This window comes from Arthrobacter sp. CAN_C5 (assembly GCF_017875735.1).
Lineage (GTDB): Bacteria > Actinomycetota > Actinomycetes > Actinomycetales > Micrococcaceae > Arthrobacter_D.
Genome location: NZ_JAGGMZ010000001.1, coordinates 1,250,651 through 1,266,127 on the forward strand (window position 1 = coordinate 1,250,651; position 15,477 = coordinate 1,266,127).

General features: G+C 59.6%; 17 protein-coding genes. 6 read left to right on the plus strand and 11 right to left on the minus strand.

What is annotated here, in order from left to right; translation table 11 throughout:
- The first annotated feature begins 355 nt into the window (after nucleotides 1-355).
- Nucleotides 356-1,752 (plus strand): IS3 family transposase gene (locus tag H4V95_RS05905; protein WP_209728238.1). Its coding sequence is split into 2 segments (ribosomal slippage): nucleotides 356-707 and nucleotides 707-1,752, totalling 1,398 coding nucleotides; the frame shifts between segments, so codons are not numbered across the junction.
- A 401-nt stretch (nucleotides 1,753-2,153) separates the two neighbouring features.
- Here H4V95_RS05905 and H4V95_RS05910 read toward each other — a convergent pair.
- Together H4V95_RS05910 and H4V95_RS05915 are read right to left on the minus strand one after the other, a co-directional pair.
- Nucleotides 2,154-2,315: a hypothetical protein gene (locus H4V95_RS05910; protein ID WP_209729327.1), complete on the minus strand. Its 162-nt coding sequence runs from the start codon at nucleotides 2,313-2,315 to the stop codon at nucleotides 2,154-2,156.
- Nucleotides 2,316-2,465: 150 nt separating this feature from the next.
- Entirely contained in the window at nucleotides 2,466-3,011 is a 546-nt protein-coding gene (locus H4V95_RS05915) for a hypothetical protein (protein ID WP_209729329.1), read from the minus strand.
- Nucleotides 3,012-3,213: 202 nt separating this feature from the next.
- Here H4V95_RS05915 and H4V95_RS05920 point away from each other — a divergent pair, with 202 nt between their 5' ends.
- Nucleotides 3,214-3,573: a hypothetical protein gene (locus H4V95_RS05920; protein ID WP_209729331.1), complete on the plus strand. Its 360-nt coding sequence runs from the start codon at nucleotides 3,214-3,216 to the stop codon at nucleotides 3,571-3,573.
- Between the two features lie 139 nt (nucleotides 3,574-3,712).
- Here the strand turns inward: H4V95_RS05920 and H4V95_RS05925 are convergent, their stop codons facing one another.
- The 6 genes from H4V95_RS05925 to H4V95_RS18280 form a co-directional block, all read right to left on the minus strand.
- Nucleotides 3,713-4,045 (minus strand): hypothetical protein, encoded by a 333-nt coding sequence (locus H4V95_RS05925; RefSeq protein WP_209729333.1) that lies wholly within the window; start codon nucleotides 4,043-4,045, stop codon nucleotides 3,713-3,715.
- A gap of 575 nt (nucleotides 4,046-4,620) precedes the next feature.
- A complete protein-coding gene (locus tag H4V95_RS05930; protein WP_209729335.1) occupies nucleotides 4,621-5,049 on the minus strand; it encodes a hypothetical protein in 429 nt (142 codons plus the stop codon).
- Between the two features lie 10 nt (nucleotides 5,050-5,059).
- Complete coding sequence (locus tag H4V95_RS05935) at nucleotides 5,060-6,097, minus strand: endonuclease/exonuclease/phosphatase family protein (RefSeq protein WP_312883957.1); 1,038 nt, start codon at nucleotides 6,095-6,097, stop codon at nucleotides 5,060-5,062.
- A 479-nt stretch (nucleotides 6,098-6,576) separates the two neighbouring features.
- On the minus strand, nucleotides 6,577-7,356 hold the full coding sequence (locus tag H4V95_RS05940) for a metallophosphoesterase (protein WP_209729337.1): 780 nt from the start codon (nucleotides 7,354-7,356) through the stop codon (nucleotides 6,577-6,579).
- A 63-nt stretch (nucleotides 7,357-7,419) separates the two neighbouring features.
- Nucleotides 7,420-7,776 carry an antitoxin Xre/MbcA/ParS toxin-binding domain-containing protein gene (locus H4V95_RS05945; protein ID WP_209729339.1) on the minus strand — a complete coding sequence of 119 codons (357 nt, stop codon included), beginning with the start codon at nucleotides 7,774-7,776 and terminating at the stop codon, nucleotides 7,420-7,422.
- 1,485 nt (nucleotides 7,777-9,261) lie between these two features.
- A complete protein-coding gene (locus H4V95_RS18280; RefSeq protein WP_395939867.1) occupies nucleotides 9,262-9,711 on the minus strand; it encodes an S-layer homology domain-containing protein in 450 nt (149 codons plus the stop codon).
- A gap of 765 nt (nucleotides 9,712-10,476) precedes the next feature.
- Here H4V95_RS18280 and H4V95_RS05955 point away from each other — a divergent pair.
- Nucleotides 10,477-10,860: a hypothetical protein gene (locus H4V95_RS05955; RefSeq protein WP_209729343.1), complete on the plus strand. Its 384-nt coding sequence runs from the start codon at nucleotides 10,477-10,479 to the stop codon at nucleotides 10,858-10,860.
- Nucleotides 10,861-11,059: 199 nt separating this feature from the next.
- Nucleotides 11,060-11,590, plus strand: coding sequence for a hypothetical protein (locus tag H4V95_RS05960; RefSeq protein ID WP_209729345.1), 531 nt, complete (start codon nucleotides 11,060-11,062; stop codon nucleotides 11,588-11,590).
- A gap of 297 nt (nucleotides 11,591-11,887) precedes the next feature.
- Here H4V95_RS05960 and H4V95_RS05965 read toward each other — a convergent pair whose 3' ends face one another.
- Nucleotides 11,888-12,034 carry a hypothetical protein gene (locus H4V95_RS05965; RefSeq protein WP_209729347.1) on the minus strand — a complete coding sequence of 49 codons (147 nt, stop codon included), beginning with the start codon at nucleotides 12,032-12,034 and terminating at the stop codon, nucleotides 11,888-11,890.
- 230 nt (nucleotides 12,035-12,264) lie between these two features.
- Between H4V95_RS05965 and H4V95_RS05970 the strand changes: the two genes are divergently transcribed.
- Entirely contained in the window at nucleotides 12,265-12,630 is a 366-nt protein-coding gene (locus tag H4V95_RS05970) for a hypothetical protein (RefSeq protein ID WP_209729348.1), read from the plus strand.
- A 19-nt stretch (nucleotides 12,631-12,649) separates the two neighbouring features.
- Here the strand turns inward: H4V95_RS05970 and H4V95_RS05975 are convergent, their stop codons facing one another.
- Nucleotides 12,650-12,952 (minus strand): DUF4193 domain-containing protein, encoded by a 303-nt coding sequence (locus H4V95_RS05975; RefSeq protein ID WP_209729350.1) that lies wholly within the window; start codon nucleotides 12,950-12,952, stop codon nucleotides 12,650-12,652.
- Nucleotides 12,953-13,127: 175 nt separating this feature from the next.
- Here H4V95_RS05975 and H4V95_RS05980 point away from each other — a divergent pair, with 175 nt between their 5' ends.
- Nucleotides 13,128-13,970 (plus strand): GIY-YIG nuclease family protein, encoded by an 843-nt coding sequence (locus tag H4V95_RS05980; RefSeq protein WP_209729352.1) that lies wholly within the window; start codon nucleotides 13,128-13,130, stop codon nucleotides 13,968-13,970.
- A gap of 233 nt (nucleotides 13,971-14,203) precedes the next feature.
- Here the strand turns inward: H4V95_RS05980 and H4V95_RS18285 are convergent, their stop codons facing one another.
- Nucleotides 14,204-15,193 carry a restriction endonuclease gene (locus tag H4V95_RS18285; protein ID WP_245345593.1) on the minus strand — a complete coding sequence of 330 codons (990 nt, stop codon included), beginning with the start codon at nucleotides 15,191-15,193 and terminating at the stop codon, nucleotides 14,204-14,206.
- Nucleotides 15,194-15,477: the final 284 nt, after the last annotated feature.

Genomic DNA, 15,477 nt, shown 5'->3' on the forward strand with positions numbered 1-15,477 from the left:
CGCGTCCCGCCAGCAGAAGTGAGTTATATCGGGTGCGCCGCTGTGCGGCCACCTCGTGCCGTCCGGCGGCCAGTCCAACGCATGATAAAGATCCTGATCGTCCATCCCGCAAGGAGAAGTCTTTGACTACCGAGCGGAGATCCTTGGGACCCATCGGATGAAGCACCCCGATTTGGTGACGTAGCTCGGTCGCGGCCGCGAGACGGGAATTGGACTGATAAATGGCGGCCCCCCTACGTGTCAGGGTGAGTTGAGGCCAGTGGCTCATAGCAAGTCCGTCTAATTCGTAGGGCGAGAATCAGGATCAGAACCAATGTCTATCTCCACAATTTCCCGGGTGCGGGAAGATGGGTCCATGAGTAATTCTGGCCCTCGTGCCGGCGGTCCAAGGCCTCGAAGGTCGTTTACCCCGGCGCAGAAACTAGCCCATCTGGCCGCTTACCAACAGGCCTGTGACGATGGCTCCGGAGGCGGGGCGTACCTTCGTCGTGAGGGCATCTATTCCTCCCAGATCACTGAGTGGCGCAAACTCCGTGATGCAGGTGTGCTCGAGGGTAGGAAGCCCGGGGAGAAGATCGGCAAGCTTACCGCTGAGCAGGCCGAAATCGCCCGTCTACGCCGGCAACTGGAGGTGAATGAACGCACGCTGGCACGGACTCGGGCAGCGTTGGACATCATGGGAAAAGCACGGCAGCTTTTGGAGGAAATCTCCGAAAGCGAGGAGCAGCAGCAGTGGTACAGGAAACCCTGATGGGGGTTTATGCCGAACTCACAGGTGCGCATATCCCCACGCGGGAAGCGGCGGTCTTGGCCGGGATACCGCGGGCGACCGCAACCCGCAGCCCGCGGATCCCGCAGGCCGGGCCGATGCCCGTGTCTGTCCCGGCAAACAAGCTCGACCCGGACGAACGCGCCGGTATCCTCGCTGCCGTGAACTCTGCCCGCTTCGTGGATCTAGCCCCGGTCCAGATCTACGCGCAGCTGCTGGACGAGGGGACCTACCTGTGCTCAATCTCAACGATCTACCGGATATTGACTGAGAATAAGCAGGTCAAAGAGCGCCGCCGGCAGGCACGCCATCCGCCCAGGACCGTTCCGGAATTGACAGCGGCCGGCCCCGGGCAGGTCTACAGCTGGGACATTACCAAGCTTGCCGGCCCGGTCAGGGGTAAGTACTTCGATGCCTACGTGATGCTCGATATTTACTCCCGCTACATCGTGGGCGCATACGTCCATGCCCACGAATCCGGGGAGTTGGCGGTGGAGATGATGAAGGAAATCTTCGGTATCCACGGCATCCCGGAAATCGTGCACGCGGACCGCGGGACTTCTATGACGTCCAAGACCGTAGCTGTACTGCTCTCCGATCTGGAAGTCACCAGGTCACACTCCAGGCCCCGCGTATCCAATGACAACCCCTACAGCGAGGCGTGGTTCAAGACCTTGAAATTCGCTCCCGTGTTCCCTGAACGATTCGGCTCCCTGGCCGATGCGAGGGCCTTCATGGCGACTTTTGTCGAAGGATACAACCACAGCCACCGCCATACCGGAATCGGACTAAACACCCCGGCAGACGTCCACTACGGTCTTGCCGCGACGAAGGCCACCGAACGCTCCATCACTTTGGCCGCCGCACGGCAGAAGAATCCCGAACGATTCAGCACCGAAACGGACCCAAAAATACTCACCGTCCCCGGCGCGGCATGGATCAACAAACCATCCCAGGAAACCCAGACAGAAGCAGCCGCCTAACTCCCACTGGCCCCATTCACCTTGACAACTTCCGCCCTGCCCTTTCTCCATTCGAAACGGACGCGTTCAAGTGGCTCCATGACTACCGGCAGCGGGTAATTGTTGTTACTGGGCTTTAATCTGTAAGTGTGCCGAGTGGGGCCAGTTTCGGCCGTCCAGCCGGGGCCAAAACACATTGACATACTCAGGCGTGCTTGGTGGTTGGCTGGTCAAGGTTCGGAGATGGTGGCGGTGACAAGCTCGCAGCCCATGACCTTCTGGGTTGCCGAGCAATCGAAGCCGATCCACTCGCGGGTATCCCCGGGCAATCCTGGATTACGGAACCGCCCTGACCCGGACCAGTTCTCGTCGAGGTCGTAGATTCTGACCCGGTGGGATACTTCGGCCTCGGGGATCTCGACTTAAAGGGCGCTGTGGCAGGCGTCAATGACTCTTTGGCGTTCGGCCATTTCGGCACCCTCGACGGCGTTGGCGATGACGGAGAAGATGGTGAGCCCGGCGGTGATCAGGATGACGGCCAGGAGCGGGAAACCCGCAGCCGGATTTCCTAGATGACACGGCATGCTTCGCGCGCTCGGTTTCAGCTGCAGCTGTCGACTCCGATTCCGGTGCGGGTCCATGGATCGAACGGCGCCCGCTCACAGTTGTCGGCTTCCGCGCGCGCGGATCATCATGATCTCAAGGTACGCGCCCAGTGACATCGGCTATCGCCGCTAGGCCCAAACCCGCTCGGTTTCTGCGGCCCACGCTGCGGCATCGTTCCGGGCCAGTCGGAGGACTGGTTCAACGTCACCGCCATCGCGAAGCCACTGGGTCACCGTCTTGCCGTCCAGTTCTTCATCGACAGCGGACTGTAGCCACAGCGCCCACGTCCATGGGTCGTCGATACCGGCCGCGAGCACCTTGAGAACCTCGGGCAGGCGGGCAAGTAACCTGCCGTCGTTCTGGAACTGCCAAACGGGGTAGATGAATCTTCCATCGGCAGTGCGGCACCCAAGGATCGTCCGTGCTCCCCGGCGCTTGTGGATCGCCTGGCGACTGACACCCAGCCAGTTGAGCACCCCTTCGGCGTCATAAAAAGGCCCGACCTTCTGCGCAAGCCTGTTTTCGCTCTGCTCGCGCGAGACTTGAGTAGCCATCCGCCTGGCAATTTCTTCTACTGGCACGGTCCCGCTGATGGCGATTCCATGTATCTGTGCTCGGGCGGCCTGAAGGATTTGGTCTGCCCTACTCGGCTGGATGTCGGCCGGGTCCGTCATCGCTTCCACTCCTAGTCAACTCGTCAATTAAGCTTATCGAAGGCGCTGACAACTCGTCAGCCACAAAGAAGGCCGATCCTCAGGCGGGGCGGACCTGCGGTGCCTACGCATGGGATTGGACGACTGAAGGAGTCTCTATGACCCGCCGATTATGGGGCACAGCCAGACGCGCCGATCAAGAACGGGATGTTTGGAGGCGGACATGGTTCGAGTGAAGCATGAAGCGGATTCGATACGAACGACGGCAGCGGGTCTAAATGGGACGCTCGGACCGCTGCTCACCGGCGCCCTTGCGGGCAATCCAACCCGTCGGATTAGCTTGGAGTGGGTGGAGAAGGATGGACCTCTCCCGAACGATTATGAAGCCGCTCGGATGATTTTGGCACACAAGGTGTTCTGCCTGATCAGTCGCGCTGAAGGCCCTGATCTTGCAAGGTTGTGGTTCATCGGCGGAAATCCCTGGTTGGGCGACGAGACGCCCGTGACGGCAATCCGCGAAGGTCGCTTCGACCAGGTGTCCGGGGCGGCGACCGCGTTGATAGACGGCACCTTCTCAAGTTAGTGAGTAGGTCCGCGAATAGGGTTCAACGCCCGACCTACTCGGAGAACGCTGGGACAAGGCAGCTGGCTGGCCAGGTGCGTCGAGTCCCTGATCGGAGGTTGCTCTTGTACGACCGGGACTCAAGCATCAGGGTGTAGCGTCAGCCGGTGTTGGCGGTCCGTTCGATGGAGAGCACGGGAGTGGTGCTGCGGACAGTTACGGTCTGGCCGTCCTCGACGACGTCTAAAATGAGTACTCCGCGCTCTCCGACGACTAGTCGTTCAATTCGAATGATGGGAATTCGACTCTCATCACGCCGGAGGTCGTATACAGGTATTGATGCGAAATCGGTTGTGGGCGGCCGAACGTTGGGAAACCTCTGAAGGAAGCCCCGGGTGCAGTCCACCACGTACACAGTCCCGCTCTCAGTGGTGATGGTGAAGCTTCCAGGTTCGTCACCCGATAGCTCGTAGAGTAGGTCAAGATCGTTCATCTGGCCGAAACTCGCTTTCTGTCAAGATGTTGATGCAACTTATGGCTGCCGCTCGATCAATGCTGCTCAGCAACGTTCCCGAGGCGAGGGCTCGTAGTGATGCGAGCCCGATCCGACGAACGCGAGGTTCTGTGCTGAGGGCTCGGTCCATCGCCGCCCGGGTAAGATCCCAGGAGAGCCTGCCGGGTAAAGGACCGCGCGACGGGCACAAAGGTCGCTTCCTAAAGGGATTCATCGCCCGACCTCGGAAACGGGGGCTGCAGAAGGACAGGGTGGGGGTCAACCGGTGCAAGCCCATCGCGGCAGTCCGCGGGGTCATGACATCTCCGGTTTGTGCAAGTCGATTGCTCGTTCTGCTGCGGACTAAGAGTGGCATTCACGGCTGACTCCCTAAGGTGATTAGATGCAGTTTGATAGACCAGACGTTAGCCTCCGTTGGTGACATTCCTGATGATGAATCACGCGGCCCCTCATGTTCGAGGCGATTGTGGCCACTGAGGTTCACCAGGTTGCAGTGGCGTAATGACCGTGGACAAGCGACAACGTGCTTGTGAGGGACGTGAACTGACCTCGTATTACCGGCCAACTGCATTCTTCAATTCGTCGAACTCTTCTCTACTCAGCATTTCCTGCGCGAAGGCTACGACGATCTGGTCCCAAGTGCCGGGCAGCCGGCCCTCATACGGGCTCGGGGCATTCTTCCCGAAATCATAGGGGTACGCCTTCAGCTGGTTAAGTAATGCACCGCGAGGACTGTCGTAGGCGAAAGCCCGCATAATGAGCTCGGCAGGATCAGGGGTGAGATCACCGCCCCGCCGCTCGACGGCCTTCAGGAGGCGGTGGACTATGTCTTGGCTGGTGACGAGCAGGTCAGCAATCTCTCGCTGTGCGAGCCCATGGCCTCTTGCAATCTTCACTGCGCGCATGTCATCGAACAGATCGACTCGCTGCCGTGCCCGACGCTGTAATGCGCCACGGTGGAGTGACCGGAGCTCGGCGTTCATGCTTTTCCCTTCAGATGGTGAATTCGGCCCATAGCGGGTAGTGGTCGGAGATCCGCCACGAGACCTCATTGCGGGTCAGATCGGGATAGAGATGGGGGAGAAAGTCAAAATGGCCGGCCCGCCCGGTGTAAGTCATTGACTCCAGCAGTGAGGTGCCATCTGGTTCGGAGAACCAGGCGATCTGGTCGTAGAAATGGTTTGCACCGCTGGCGTCGAAGATAGTTCGCGGTACGTTGTTGAGCTCGGTCGGGGGCCAGAGCCCGGTCGAGATGAACGCTTCAAAGAGCGGATTACCGATCCGGTCGAGGTTGAAGTCGCCGAGGACGAACAGATTCTGGTTCCAGTCGTTTGGCCGGTCGGCCCAGTCGCGCATCCATTGGGCGAAGCCGGTAATTTCGGGGAGCCGCTGCGCTGGGCTTGCTCCCCATAGGACGTGCACGGTGGTCAGAAGGAAATCGACTTCCCCTCGGGTGAACCCCGCGGCGTACGGGGTACGGGCAAACTGTTCGACGGGGCCATCTGCTGCTGGGGGGAGAACGATTTCTCCGACAAGGCCCGATACTTGGACCCGGTCGGTGTCATAGATAAACGTCAGTCTTTCGCTGTTGCCGGCAGAACCTTCGGTGACGTCGGAGGTCATGAACTTCCAAGTCGGACCGAGCATAGTCATGAGGGTTCGCAGAGCGGTGACGTCTCGGCGGACCTCTTGGACGGCGATCACGTCGAATCTGGAGGAAACGGCGGCGATACAGGCGACCGCGTGCCAGTTCCGTTTAGGGGAGTCTCCACGAGTGGATTCCCAGGAGCGGGTCAACCCGCCGAAAGCCCGCAGGTTCCACGTCCCGATCAGCAGATTAGTGGCGGTTTTGGAAGGGATATTTTTGTCCAGGGCGACCCCAAAGTGAGCCAGTTCTTTCTGCACTCCATTGAGAGGAGGAACCACAGGTAAATCTAGCGGCGTAATAGGCACAGAACCATTAAGCGCGCGAAGGCCTTCCCGGGCAAGGCCCCTATTGTTGGCCCCCACCTGTGCAATCAACCCGCCCACTGGGACATCGAGACGAGAACAGGCGCCTGTACAAGCGGTGGCTTTCATACTCAGGTCAGGCGAGGTCGACTGGGTAGGCTCGGCTAAGGAAGCCCATCACAGGGTGCCGACGTAGATCCCTGATCCCCGAGACCGACCCTACGACCAGCAACCCGACGGGTAGACTCCGTGTAATGAGGTGCTGGTGTGCGGCAACAAGGGCAGGTACCGCTTCCGGCACGGGCCGCCGCACATCCTTGAGAATGAGGAAACCCTCTTCCCTCAATGGTCCGGCCGCTACCTGACCGGCAACCAGTTCGTACAGCGGCCAACCTGACTTACCAACCAACCGCTGTGCAATCTGGATAATCTTCCGGCTGGCGGCAGGACTTCCGCAACTTGCCAGCGTCAGCAGAGACGGAGTTCCCGGGCCATTGGCCAGGTCATACGCCAAATCAAACTCCCACTCGTCTAGGCCCATTCCCGATCAAACCTTCCCTTCATCTCGTTGTTATCCTCATAGGTTCAACCCTCAGTGGCATCTGTTCGGACGGCCACACCAGTACGCCATTGCCGTTGGTAGCGAACTCATTCGCGAGCACGTCAACCCGTGTAACCGTGCCGGCTTCATGAACAAGGTCATATGTCCGTCGTTGGTGCCAGTGACCTGCAAATAGATGCGGAGGCCGCAATCGCCGCACCACCGTATCGAGGAGAGTTCTGGTTCTCTCTGCCCGGGCAACGACGTTTGCCGGAAGCTTAAGATCCCCTTTCATGGGGACGGAAGCTGGCACATCGTGGGTGATAAAAATGTCCACTGGGCCGCCTGCCACAAGCAGGTCAGCTTCTTCCTGAGTGGGCTCCTCATTGGCCCACCAGTCTTTTCCCTCGGTCCGATGTTTCCGATCGATGCTGTAGGCGCCGCCGAGACCGCCGATGGTGAGGCCCTCGATGAGGGTACGGCCGCCGCGGGGAAGGGTCCTGATGTTGGACCGAAAGGAGGATAGACCGTCGTCCCACACCTCGAGTTTTGTTGCCGTGTCATGGTTGTCGTGGTTGCCCAAAGACAAGATGAGGGTCATCTCGCGTTCGACTAGGATCCGATTGAGCTTCTTTTCGAACCTGCCTCGGCGTCGGCCAGGAAAGTCAAGACCTAGATCACCGACATGCACGAGGGTCCTTGCGCCGGCTTTTGTTGCTGCATCGAGGCTGCCAAGCGCCCAGCCAAGGTGCCCATGCCAGTCCCCGAAAATAGCAATTGGTCGGGGTTCGGAAGTCATTGCTTCACCCTAGTTTGCAGGTGTGACAAACGAAGGTGAATGGTCCCGCACCGTTCCAATTCCTCAGATGTAGAATCCAGCAACAAGAGCTCGCCCCGCTTCCCAGACCTTCTGCTGTTGACCTTCACCCAGCGCATCCAGGGGCCGCTTCCCGTCCAGTAGACGATTCTTGGCGTGCAGCCACTGTCCAACCCCTCGAGGGGTGAGTGAATCAGAGAGCATCAAGACGATCTCACGGAGGCCCACTAGCTGGATGTAGGCATCTTCTCCGGGTTTTGGACCGTCCGTTTTCCATGCGCACACCGTGTCGACGTCGATCCGGACGACTCGGGCAATGTCGGCTGTGCTCACGCCATAGCCGTGGAATGCTGTGACGAAGTTGGACGCTTCCACTGCTTGAGCCAGCCCGTTGACACTCATTGCTCTCCCTATTTGACACCGACCCGAAATACGATCAAGTACCTGGTTCAAGCCCTAGTGATGCCGTTCACGTCGGACCGCAACACCTTTTGGCTTGATTTACGGGCCTGCAGGTTCTCCAGACCGACTTTGACGCGGGGTCGACTCTCTGTGCGGCTCTTCACGGGTTGCCGTGAGTAATCCGTCCTGGTCCAAAAAGTGTTGCCGCCCGAATACCAGCCCAGGTTAGGGCCAGTATTCCGGGCAAAAGCTCAAGGCAAACGGCGGAAATGCAGGAACGCGACCGGCTCGCTCATCTACGGCATCCGCGTGGTCGCGGGGAAGGCCAGTGGAAGACTCTGTGGGCTCATCATCGGAACTGAGCAGAACACCGTCAAAGCGTTCATACATGTTTCCTCCAGTCGGGGTTGGCGGCACTCGTCGCCATTAGGCGACATCCTGCCAGCGCCGTCTGACATTCTCCGACAGGGGCCGTGTAGAGCGCAGATATAGATCCGGTTCTTGTATTCAGGGACGATCTAACTGACGCTAAAATCAAGAACTAGCGCAAAGGGAATCCAAATGACGACCTCCCCACACTCTGGCGGCCAAGACGAATACTTGTCGCCCGAGATCAAAGATGTGGTCTGCAAGCTGAGCCACCTGTTGACTCCGCGGATCGTTGCCGGCTTGTCGGGACACCAGGACCCGGACCTAGTGCGCGAATGGGGTGACGGAACCTCAGTTCCCCCAGATTCTGCCGACACGCGACTTCGCTTCGCCCACGAAGTACTAAGTAGCATTCAGCGGGCGCGGCATGCCAGCATCGCACAGTCATGGGCCATCACCGTGAACCCTAGGCTTGGATACACGACCCCTGTGAAAGCAATTCGGGAGGACCGTTTCGTCGCTGCAGCTTCTGCGGCGAAGGCGCTACTTGATGAAGCTTACGAGGGCTGACAGTAATTACGGGTGGTGGATCAGACAGGGAGAGGACTGAATCCGCGCCATTCCTGTAACCGCCGATTTGCCCGGCTGAGGCTGCGCGTATCTTCGCATGGTCCAGTCCATGAATAATGCCCCAGTCAATAGGTTTGCCATCGTGGAGCGGGCCGGAACTGGACGAGACGTCCTCAGCCGGCACCTCCGCGCCCTTGGCATGGACATTGTTGACTCGGGGACCCATGAACGCGCACCCGGGAGCTGCCACGACCGATCCGACCGAAGGACCTCGGCGGCTCACCTGGCCGGCAGTAAGGCCCCTGGGCCGGACGGGTGCCAGAAGCAGGACCGGCTGCCAAAGTTTCCGCCTCGGAGCCTCGACCTTCTTTAGCAAGCATGCGAAGCGGACAGACACACGCTCTTTCCGCTTCGCATCATATACACACGAAACCTGTTCGAAGACCTTTTGGGCAGGTGAGTTATTCATGTCCAATTCGTGATGTGTGGGGCTAAGACGCAGGAAAGCCCGCCGGGATGAGTCCGACGGGCTTTCCTGGTGGAGCGCTAGAACTTCTCGGAGAACCGGTACATGAACGCTGCCATCGCGTCCCGTTTCACCGGGGTCAGCGCCCTGTAGGTTTTGGTGCCGTTGCGTTCGGTCCATCCGGTGCTGATCTTGGTGGAGGCCAGCCAGGCCATTTCCTTGTAGAACTGCTGGCTCTTGGAAACATCAGCGAACACCGATTTGGTGGGCGCGGTGTAGGCGGGCTTTCCGGCGAGGCGGTACATGAACGCTGCCATTGCATCCCGGTTCACGGTGGTCAGAGGCCGGTACGTTTTGGTGCCGTTCTTTTCGGTCCAGCCGGTACTGATCCCCTCGGAGGCCAGCCAGGCCATTTCCTTGTAGAACTGCTGGCTGGTGGAGATGTCAGCGAACGGTGACTTCGCTGGGGGAGTGTAGACAGGGCTGCCGGCCATCCGGTACATGAACGCTGCCATCGCATCCCGGTTCACGGAGACGAGCGGCCGGTAGGTTGTGGTGCCGTCCTTCTCGGTCCACCCGGTACTGATGTCGTTCGCAGCCATCCAGGTAATCTCGTGGCCGAACTGCGCTGTGAGGAGGAAGACATCCTCGAACGGTGCCTTAATGACGTTGGTCGGGTCCGAAATCGTCGAGGCAACGGCCTCCGACTCGTTGTACAGGGTGGCCTTCACCGTCAGGCGTGCGCCAATGTCAGGGCGAATCACCCGGTAAAAGGGTCCCGTGCCAAAGTAGTCGATTGGCTGACCGTCACGCAGCCACTCGTAGCCCACAATCGCTTCCGGCCCCCAGTGGTTCGCTTCGGCGCTGAGGCTGTAGCCGACGGCGGCGAGGCCGCTGATGGTGGGCTGGACGGGTGAAACCTCGGCGGCGAGCACATTGACGAAGGGAGATTCGGGCTGGGCTGCCGCCGGGCTGGCCGTCAACGAGCCGAACAGCAGGGCGGCAACGGAGAGGGAGGTCACAGATTTCAGCAAACGTCTGGAAGTGGCTGTCATGGGGTTCCTTGAGACCGGGCCGGATCCAGAGTCGGGTGCTGCCCGAGCATCCGCCCGGCAATGGGAGGTACTTTCGTGCCTGATGTGTGCGGAAAGACCACAGCATCTCCCCTTCAGCGAACTATAGCCGCACCAGGATCCTGATCAATAGGCCTCGGTGGGCGACGCGCGGAACGCTCCGACCAGCTTTTGCCTGGCCACAACTAACCCACGGTGTAATCAGGGTGTTATCGTGGTGTCATGGAGGTTCAGGACGCTATTGCTGCCGGTCACGCCGAGGCCGCGCGCCTGGACGTCCATGACCTGGTCCACCGCCTCAACGGTCATCTGGGACCTCTGCTGGTCGCCACGCTTGCCGGGTCGAAGGACCCGAAGCTGCCCCACAAGTGGGCCAAACCCGACGGCACTGTTCCGGGGCCGGCCTTTCAGAAGCGACTTCAGCTCGCCTACCGGGCGTGGATCCTCATTGCCGAGGCAGAGACCCCCGGTATTGCCCGCGCCTGGTTCATCGGCGGAAACCCGTTCCTGAACGAAGACACCCCAGTCACAGCCATCCGTGAGGACCGCCACCGGGAACTGGGGACAGCGCTGAATGCTTTCCTTGAAGATCGGCAGGCAGTTTGAGCGAACGACGGGATTCGTACAACGGGCTTTGGGTCACTGACGACTTCGAGACTGGCAGCTATCTCGGCGAAGCCGGTCACTATTCCATGAGCTCAACGAGCGCATTGCAGGCGTCGACCAAGAGACCTGGCACCGGTACGACGCCCCGGGCTCGACGATCTACATTGCCAACACCGACGAGATCGCCTTCGAACAGGCCATGCTCTGCCGTGCCACCTCCGCGAGAACCCTGCATTCCATCACCCGGGATGCCGCCTTCCTTGGGCTGACCCTGAACGATTATGTTGCCGGCTTCGGAAGCTACTTCGACTCGGACCCGGAATCCGGCGAATGGTGGCAGGGCCGCCTGATCTACGAGCTGACTCTGGGATCCGCCGGCTGGTGGGTTGACGTCGAGCACCCTGAGTCCATGGCCGCCATCCGTAACGGGGCAGGGCGCCTACTGCGCCAAGCGGGCGTTGACCGGTTGACTCGTGCCACCCTCAGCGGCGAAAGCCGGATCGCGACTACCATCGTCGCCACCTGGATAAAAGCCCAGACCCTCGAGGACGGAAGCAGCCCCCTCGGTATCCGCTACGCGAGTAAGGTCGGCCACGGCTACAGCTGGGCCTACTGGCCGCGCGCGAACAAGTCCCAGGACACCATGAGTTCCGACGGAGGCACCGAGATCCACGGGACCAACCGGGACCTCCTGGCCGCCGCGCACCGCTTCGGTCTCCGCACCGCCTGACGAGCCGTACCTGGACTCGGTTGGTCGCATTAAGCGTTGATGCGCTTGATGACGCCAGCGAAGAATGTTGCCAGCCCAAAATGGTCAATCCAAAGCCAGCGACAAACAGGAAGGTCGCTACTGCGCGGACATCGAGTTGCTGCAGGACTTGCCCGATGCCGAACGACGCTACTGCCCCCAGAGTTCCGAGTAGGCCGTAGGTCAACGCGAAGGTTCCGGTCCGCTTGCCGGGATTTTCCCTTTTCCGGGGTGCCCAGACAGCCAATAGAACCCCGCTGGCCACCGCTGCGAGGAACACTACAGAAGGAATGAACCCAAGGTGTAGGCGAGTACATACAGGACGACGGTGAGGACGCTGAGGGCAAATGCTGCCAGGAGGACCTTGCTGCGACTCTGGCTGCTGCTGGCCGGGTGGTTGGGCATGTTTTTGATTGGGCTTGTCATGCCTTCATTGAACACAAGATGAGGCGCTGTGATGTCGCGTCTTCCTCAGTGTCCGCGATGACACGGTGATTATTGCCAGTCCCGCCAACCTGAACCCTGGCATACGGTGGCTTAGCCGTGGGGATATGCGAGTGAACACGAAGGATTGTCGCCAAATGTTCACCCGTTTCTCAGCTCATTGGACGTCCGTCAGGCCTAGAATTGAGCACCATCTTGGCAAGGAGGCCACCATGACATCCGATTATGAGGACGGTTGGTTCAGGGCAATGCTCAAGACCGGTCTGGGCCATCTGGGGTCGGTCAGCTTCGACGGGCAGGGTCCGTGTGCGCGGGTGAAACTCACCCAGTCTTCGGGGCGGATCCTCGTGTTCGAACAGAGCATCGCGGCAATTCATGAGCGAATAGCCATCGATGAGGAGACCCGTCACGCGATGTGGCCGGACTTTTCCCTGGCAGCGGCGTCAGTGGCCTTGCTGTCCATCCACGTTGAGGAAGCCCTGAAAACCGCAGCAGCGGCGCAGATCAACACGTTAAGCATCACCGACGGCAGCGTCACCGTGTCGCTGTTGCAGCCTGCCGATCTGCAGCTGAGCTAGGCGGGGAAGAACTTCCCGGTCAGCCTTCGCACTCGGCACAGTATTCGTAGCCGTTCTTCTCCCGGGCCAGCTGCGTGCGGTGCTTCACCAGGACGCAGGACATGCAGGTGAACTCGTCCGCCCGCGCAGGGATGACCGAGATGATCAATTCCTCGTCGAGGATCTCACCGGGCAGGTCGAAAGCGTCGGTGATCTCCCCCTCGTCGACGTCGATCGTTGGCGCCTGCGAGGTGGCGCTGCGCTGGACCTGGATGGCTTCCAGAGACTCGTTAGCCGGCTGGTCTTCGGCCTTGACGCGTGGTTCGTCGTAATCTGTTGCCATGGGGTGATGTCCTTTGTGGGGTGGATGCTCGAACGAAGAGCACAACGGTGAGGGCCGAGATGCATCTCAGCGTTTCTGGGCCCCGTGCAGGTCACGGTGCTGCTCGTAATTACCCGAGAGCTGGCTGTCCCCGGCGGCTCGTAGACTGAAGCTTCACAGCACACCTAGGAGATCAGTGGATAGCGACTCGACCGGCCGGCTGAAACTCGGGCACCTGTTTCTCGCAGCAGGCATGGATCTGGCCGACGTGGTGGTGATCCGGCACACCCCTAAAGGACTCGCGGCGGACGGCGCGGTTGCTCACGGGGATTCACTGCTGGACTACACGCGCACTCAAAGCATCAAAAGCGGCAAGCTGCCCCCGGTCCCACCCAGGATCTGGCTGGTATTTCTCGGGGCCCCGGGCCGGCTCGGACGGTTCATCGCAGCCTATGAAAACCACGGTGAAGTTCACTCCGAACGTACGATCGATCAACGGTTCTTTGACCTGGAGCCGTCGCATGTTTTCTCCGCCCACACCGACAGGTTGGTAATCGAATGGTCGGGGGACGCGGTCAACTGGGCGAAGGTGGGGAGCCAAGCGGAAGATTTCAACGTGGTCGAAGTCGCCGACCGCGCGCAAGTGCCTTTCCCTGGGTTCGACTCGATCATCATCGACTTCGCAACACTCCAGGAAGTTATGGTGGACTCCCGCTATCTGGAATGGAGGGTCGCACTCGCCTCTGTGAAGGGTATCTACCTCATCGCTGACACGTTGACACGTCGACTGTACGTCGGGAAGGCTGACGGTGCTGGTGGCTTCCTGGGGCGCTGGACCGAATACGCCAAGACCGGTCACGGTGGCAACGTAGCCCTGCGAGAACTCAACGATTCGGACCTGAACCACCGGATGCGCCTCCAGTTCAGCATCCTGCAGGTCTTCTCGCCCAACGCTCCGGCACGTCAGATAGATGACGCCGAAGTCCATTACAAGTTGGCATTACTGTCCCGCGGCGATGAGGGCCTAAACAGGAACTAGAGGGCCAACAAGTCAGAAACCAGATCTATCAGCGTAAACATTTGTCCGGTCTCTCAGAAGCTGACACTCTCCAACCTCTGACAATGGCTGTGAACACTTAGTTAAGGCAGAGCCTCGAACCAGGCGCAAGTTCCTTAGCGTTTCCGTAGGGCAATTCACATCCATACCAAAGAGGTGACCGATATGTTTGCTCGACTCCCAGCGGTGGCTGACATGCTCGAGGACAGCACCCGTCAAAGTAACGCGTTCAGACCCTCTTTGAGAGCTTTCCGCGCTGCAGTGGATTTAGCGGAGATGGTGCCCCCTTCGGGGCTGTAGGCAAATAGAGCTACTCCGGTTTTGTTGGCGAATGCCACTGCTTCGGAGGTGTAGCCACCTAAAGAGAAGAAAAGCGCCGCTTTTTGCTCAGCCGTGGCCGCCCCGAAAATTTGGCGGATCAAATCCGGTGATGAAGGTACTGCTCGATGCTTCACCTCAGCAACGAATCTATCGGCAACGACGTCGATCCCCCCGTCCCTTGTAGCCTGGGATGCCTTAGCGCCGGTTGCGCCAAGAAATGCCATCCAGTCGCGCGCTAGGTATTCTGCTTGCCGCGGTGTGCATGAGAGCAAAGGTTGCGGCCGACCTGACTGAGGCGAGTACGGGAGCGGCTGCCGCGGGGCTTTAGCAACCATGTCCGGTTCAATTGTCGCTACGGGACGGCCGTACTCCTCGGCGGCAGTCAGCAGCGATCGGTTCAGGTATGATTCGAGGTTCTTCTGCAGGTCTCTGCGCTGTTTCCGAAACGGATCGTGCTTTACCCAGTAATGGCTGAGGCGAGATTCGTAGGCACTCTGCAGAATTGCCGCGAGAATACCCAGGGCGACATAGATCAAACCAAGGATTGTAACGGCCTGGGTGGCATCACCTCCGCCGCTGGAAACGGACGCGTAATATATCGTCCCCCCGAGGATGACGACCGGGGCGCCAAGCAGAAAATGGATCCCTGACACCGAAGGCGCCAGTGGTTCGGGTGGGATAAGTCCGGGGGGTGGGTAGATCTGTTCGGCCCGGTATTTGGGCCATGCATCGAGTGCGATTTGACCGGATTTGCTAGGCAGATCCATGTAGAGCGGTCCTGGACCCTTGGGATTGGGCCTCAGGGTGGACCATCCCTGCTGCAGTGCTAGGGCAGCCACCTGCATGACCTCGCGGTCCAGCGCATCACTCTGCGGCTGATTCAAGGGGTTTCTCATAGCTTCGTGGAGTACCTTCTCTAACGACTCGGATTCTGGCCCAATGTTTAGTGTGGAATGAGTCTGCCATATAGGCAATGACGGGGACTCGAATGGCACTTTCGCACCGAAAGTGAGTATCCGGATCGAAATGACGTCAATCCCAAACGCCAAGATGTTTGGATCGGTAGCGGGACGATCGCAAGTCTCAAACTTTTTAGCCCGATCCTGCGATTTAGATAGTTGCCACTAGTGGCCGACCCATGCGTGTGAGATGGCTACCAGCTTGAACT

Coding starts and splice junctions, on each gene's coding strand:
- H4V95_RS05970 (WP_209729348.1), top strand. CDS start 12,265: ATGACATCCGATTATGAGGACGGTTGGTTCAGGGCAATGCTCAAGACC.
- H4V95_RS05920 (WP_209729331.1), top strand. CDS start 3,214: ATGGTTCGAGTGAAGCATGAAGCGGATTCGATACGAACGACGGCAGCG.
- H4V95_RS05930 (WP_209729335.1), bottom strand. CDS start 5,049: ATGAACGCCGAGCTCCGGTCACTCCACCGTGGCGCATTACAGCGTCGG.
- H4V95_RS05960 (WP_209729345.1), top strand. CDS start 11,060: ATGCTCTGCCGTGCCACCTCCGCGAGAACCCTGCATTCCATCACCCGG.
- H4V95_RS05925 (WP_209729333.1), bottom strand. CDS start 4,045: ATGAACGATCTTGACCTACTCTACGAGCTATCGGGTGACGAACCTGGA.
- H4V95_RS05940 (WP_209729337.1), bottom strand. CDS start 7,356: ATGACTTCCGAACCCCGACCAATTGCTATTTTCGGGGACTGGCATGGG.
- H4V95_RS05945 (WP_209729339.1), bottom strand. CDS start 7,776: ATGAGTGTCAACGGGCTGGCTCAAGCAGTGGAAGCGTCCAACTTCGTC.
- H4V95_RS05965 (WP_209729347.1), bottom strand. CDS start 12,034: ATGACAAGCCCAATCAAAAACATGCCCAACCACCCGGCCAGCAGCAGC.
- H4V95_RS05955 (WP_209729343.1), top strand. CDS start 10,477: ATGGAGGTTCAGGACGCTATTGCTGCCGGTCACGCCGAGGCCGCGCGC.
- H4V95_RS05915 (WP_209729329.1), bottom strand. CDS start 3,011: ATGACGGACCCGGCCGACATCCAGCCGAGTAGGGCAGACCAAATCCTT.
- H4V95_RS05910 (WP_209729327.1), bottom strand. CDS start 2,315: ATGCCGTGTCATCTAGGAAATCCGGCTGCGGGTTTCCCGCTCCTGGCC.
- H4V95_RS05975 (WP_209729350.1), bottom strand. CDS start 12,952: ATGGCAACAGATTACGACGAACCACGCGTCAAGGCCGAAGACCAGCCG.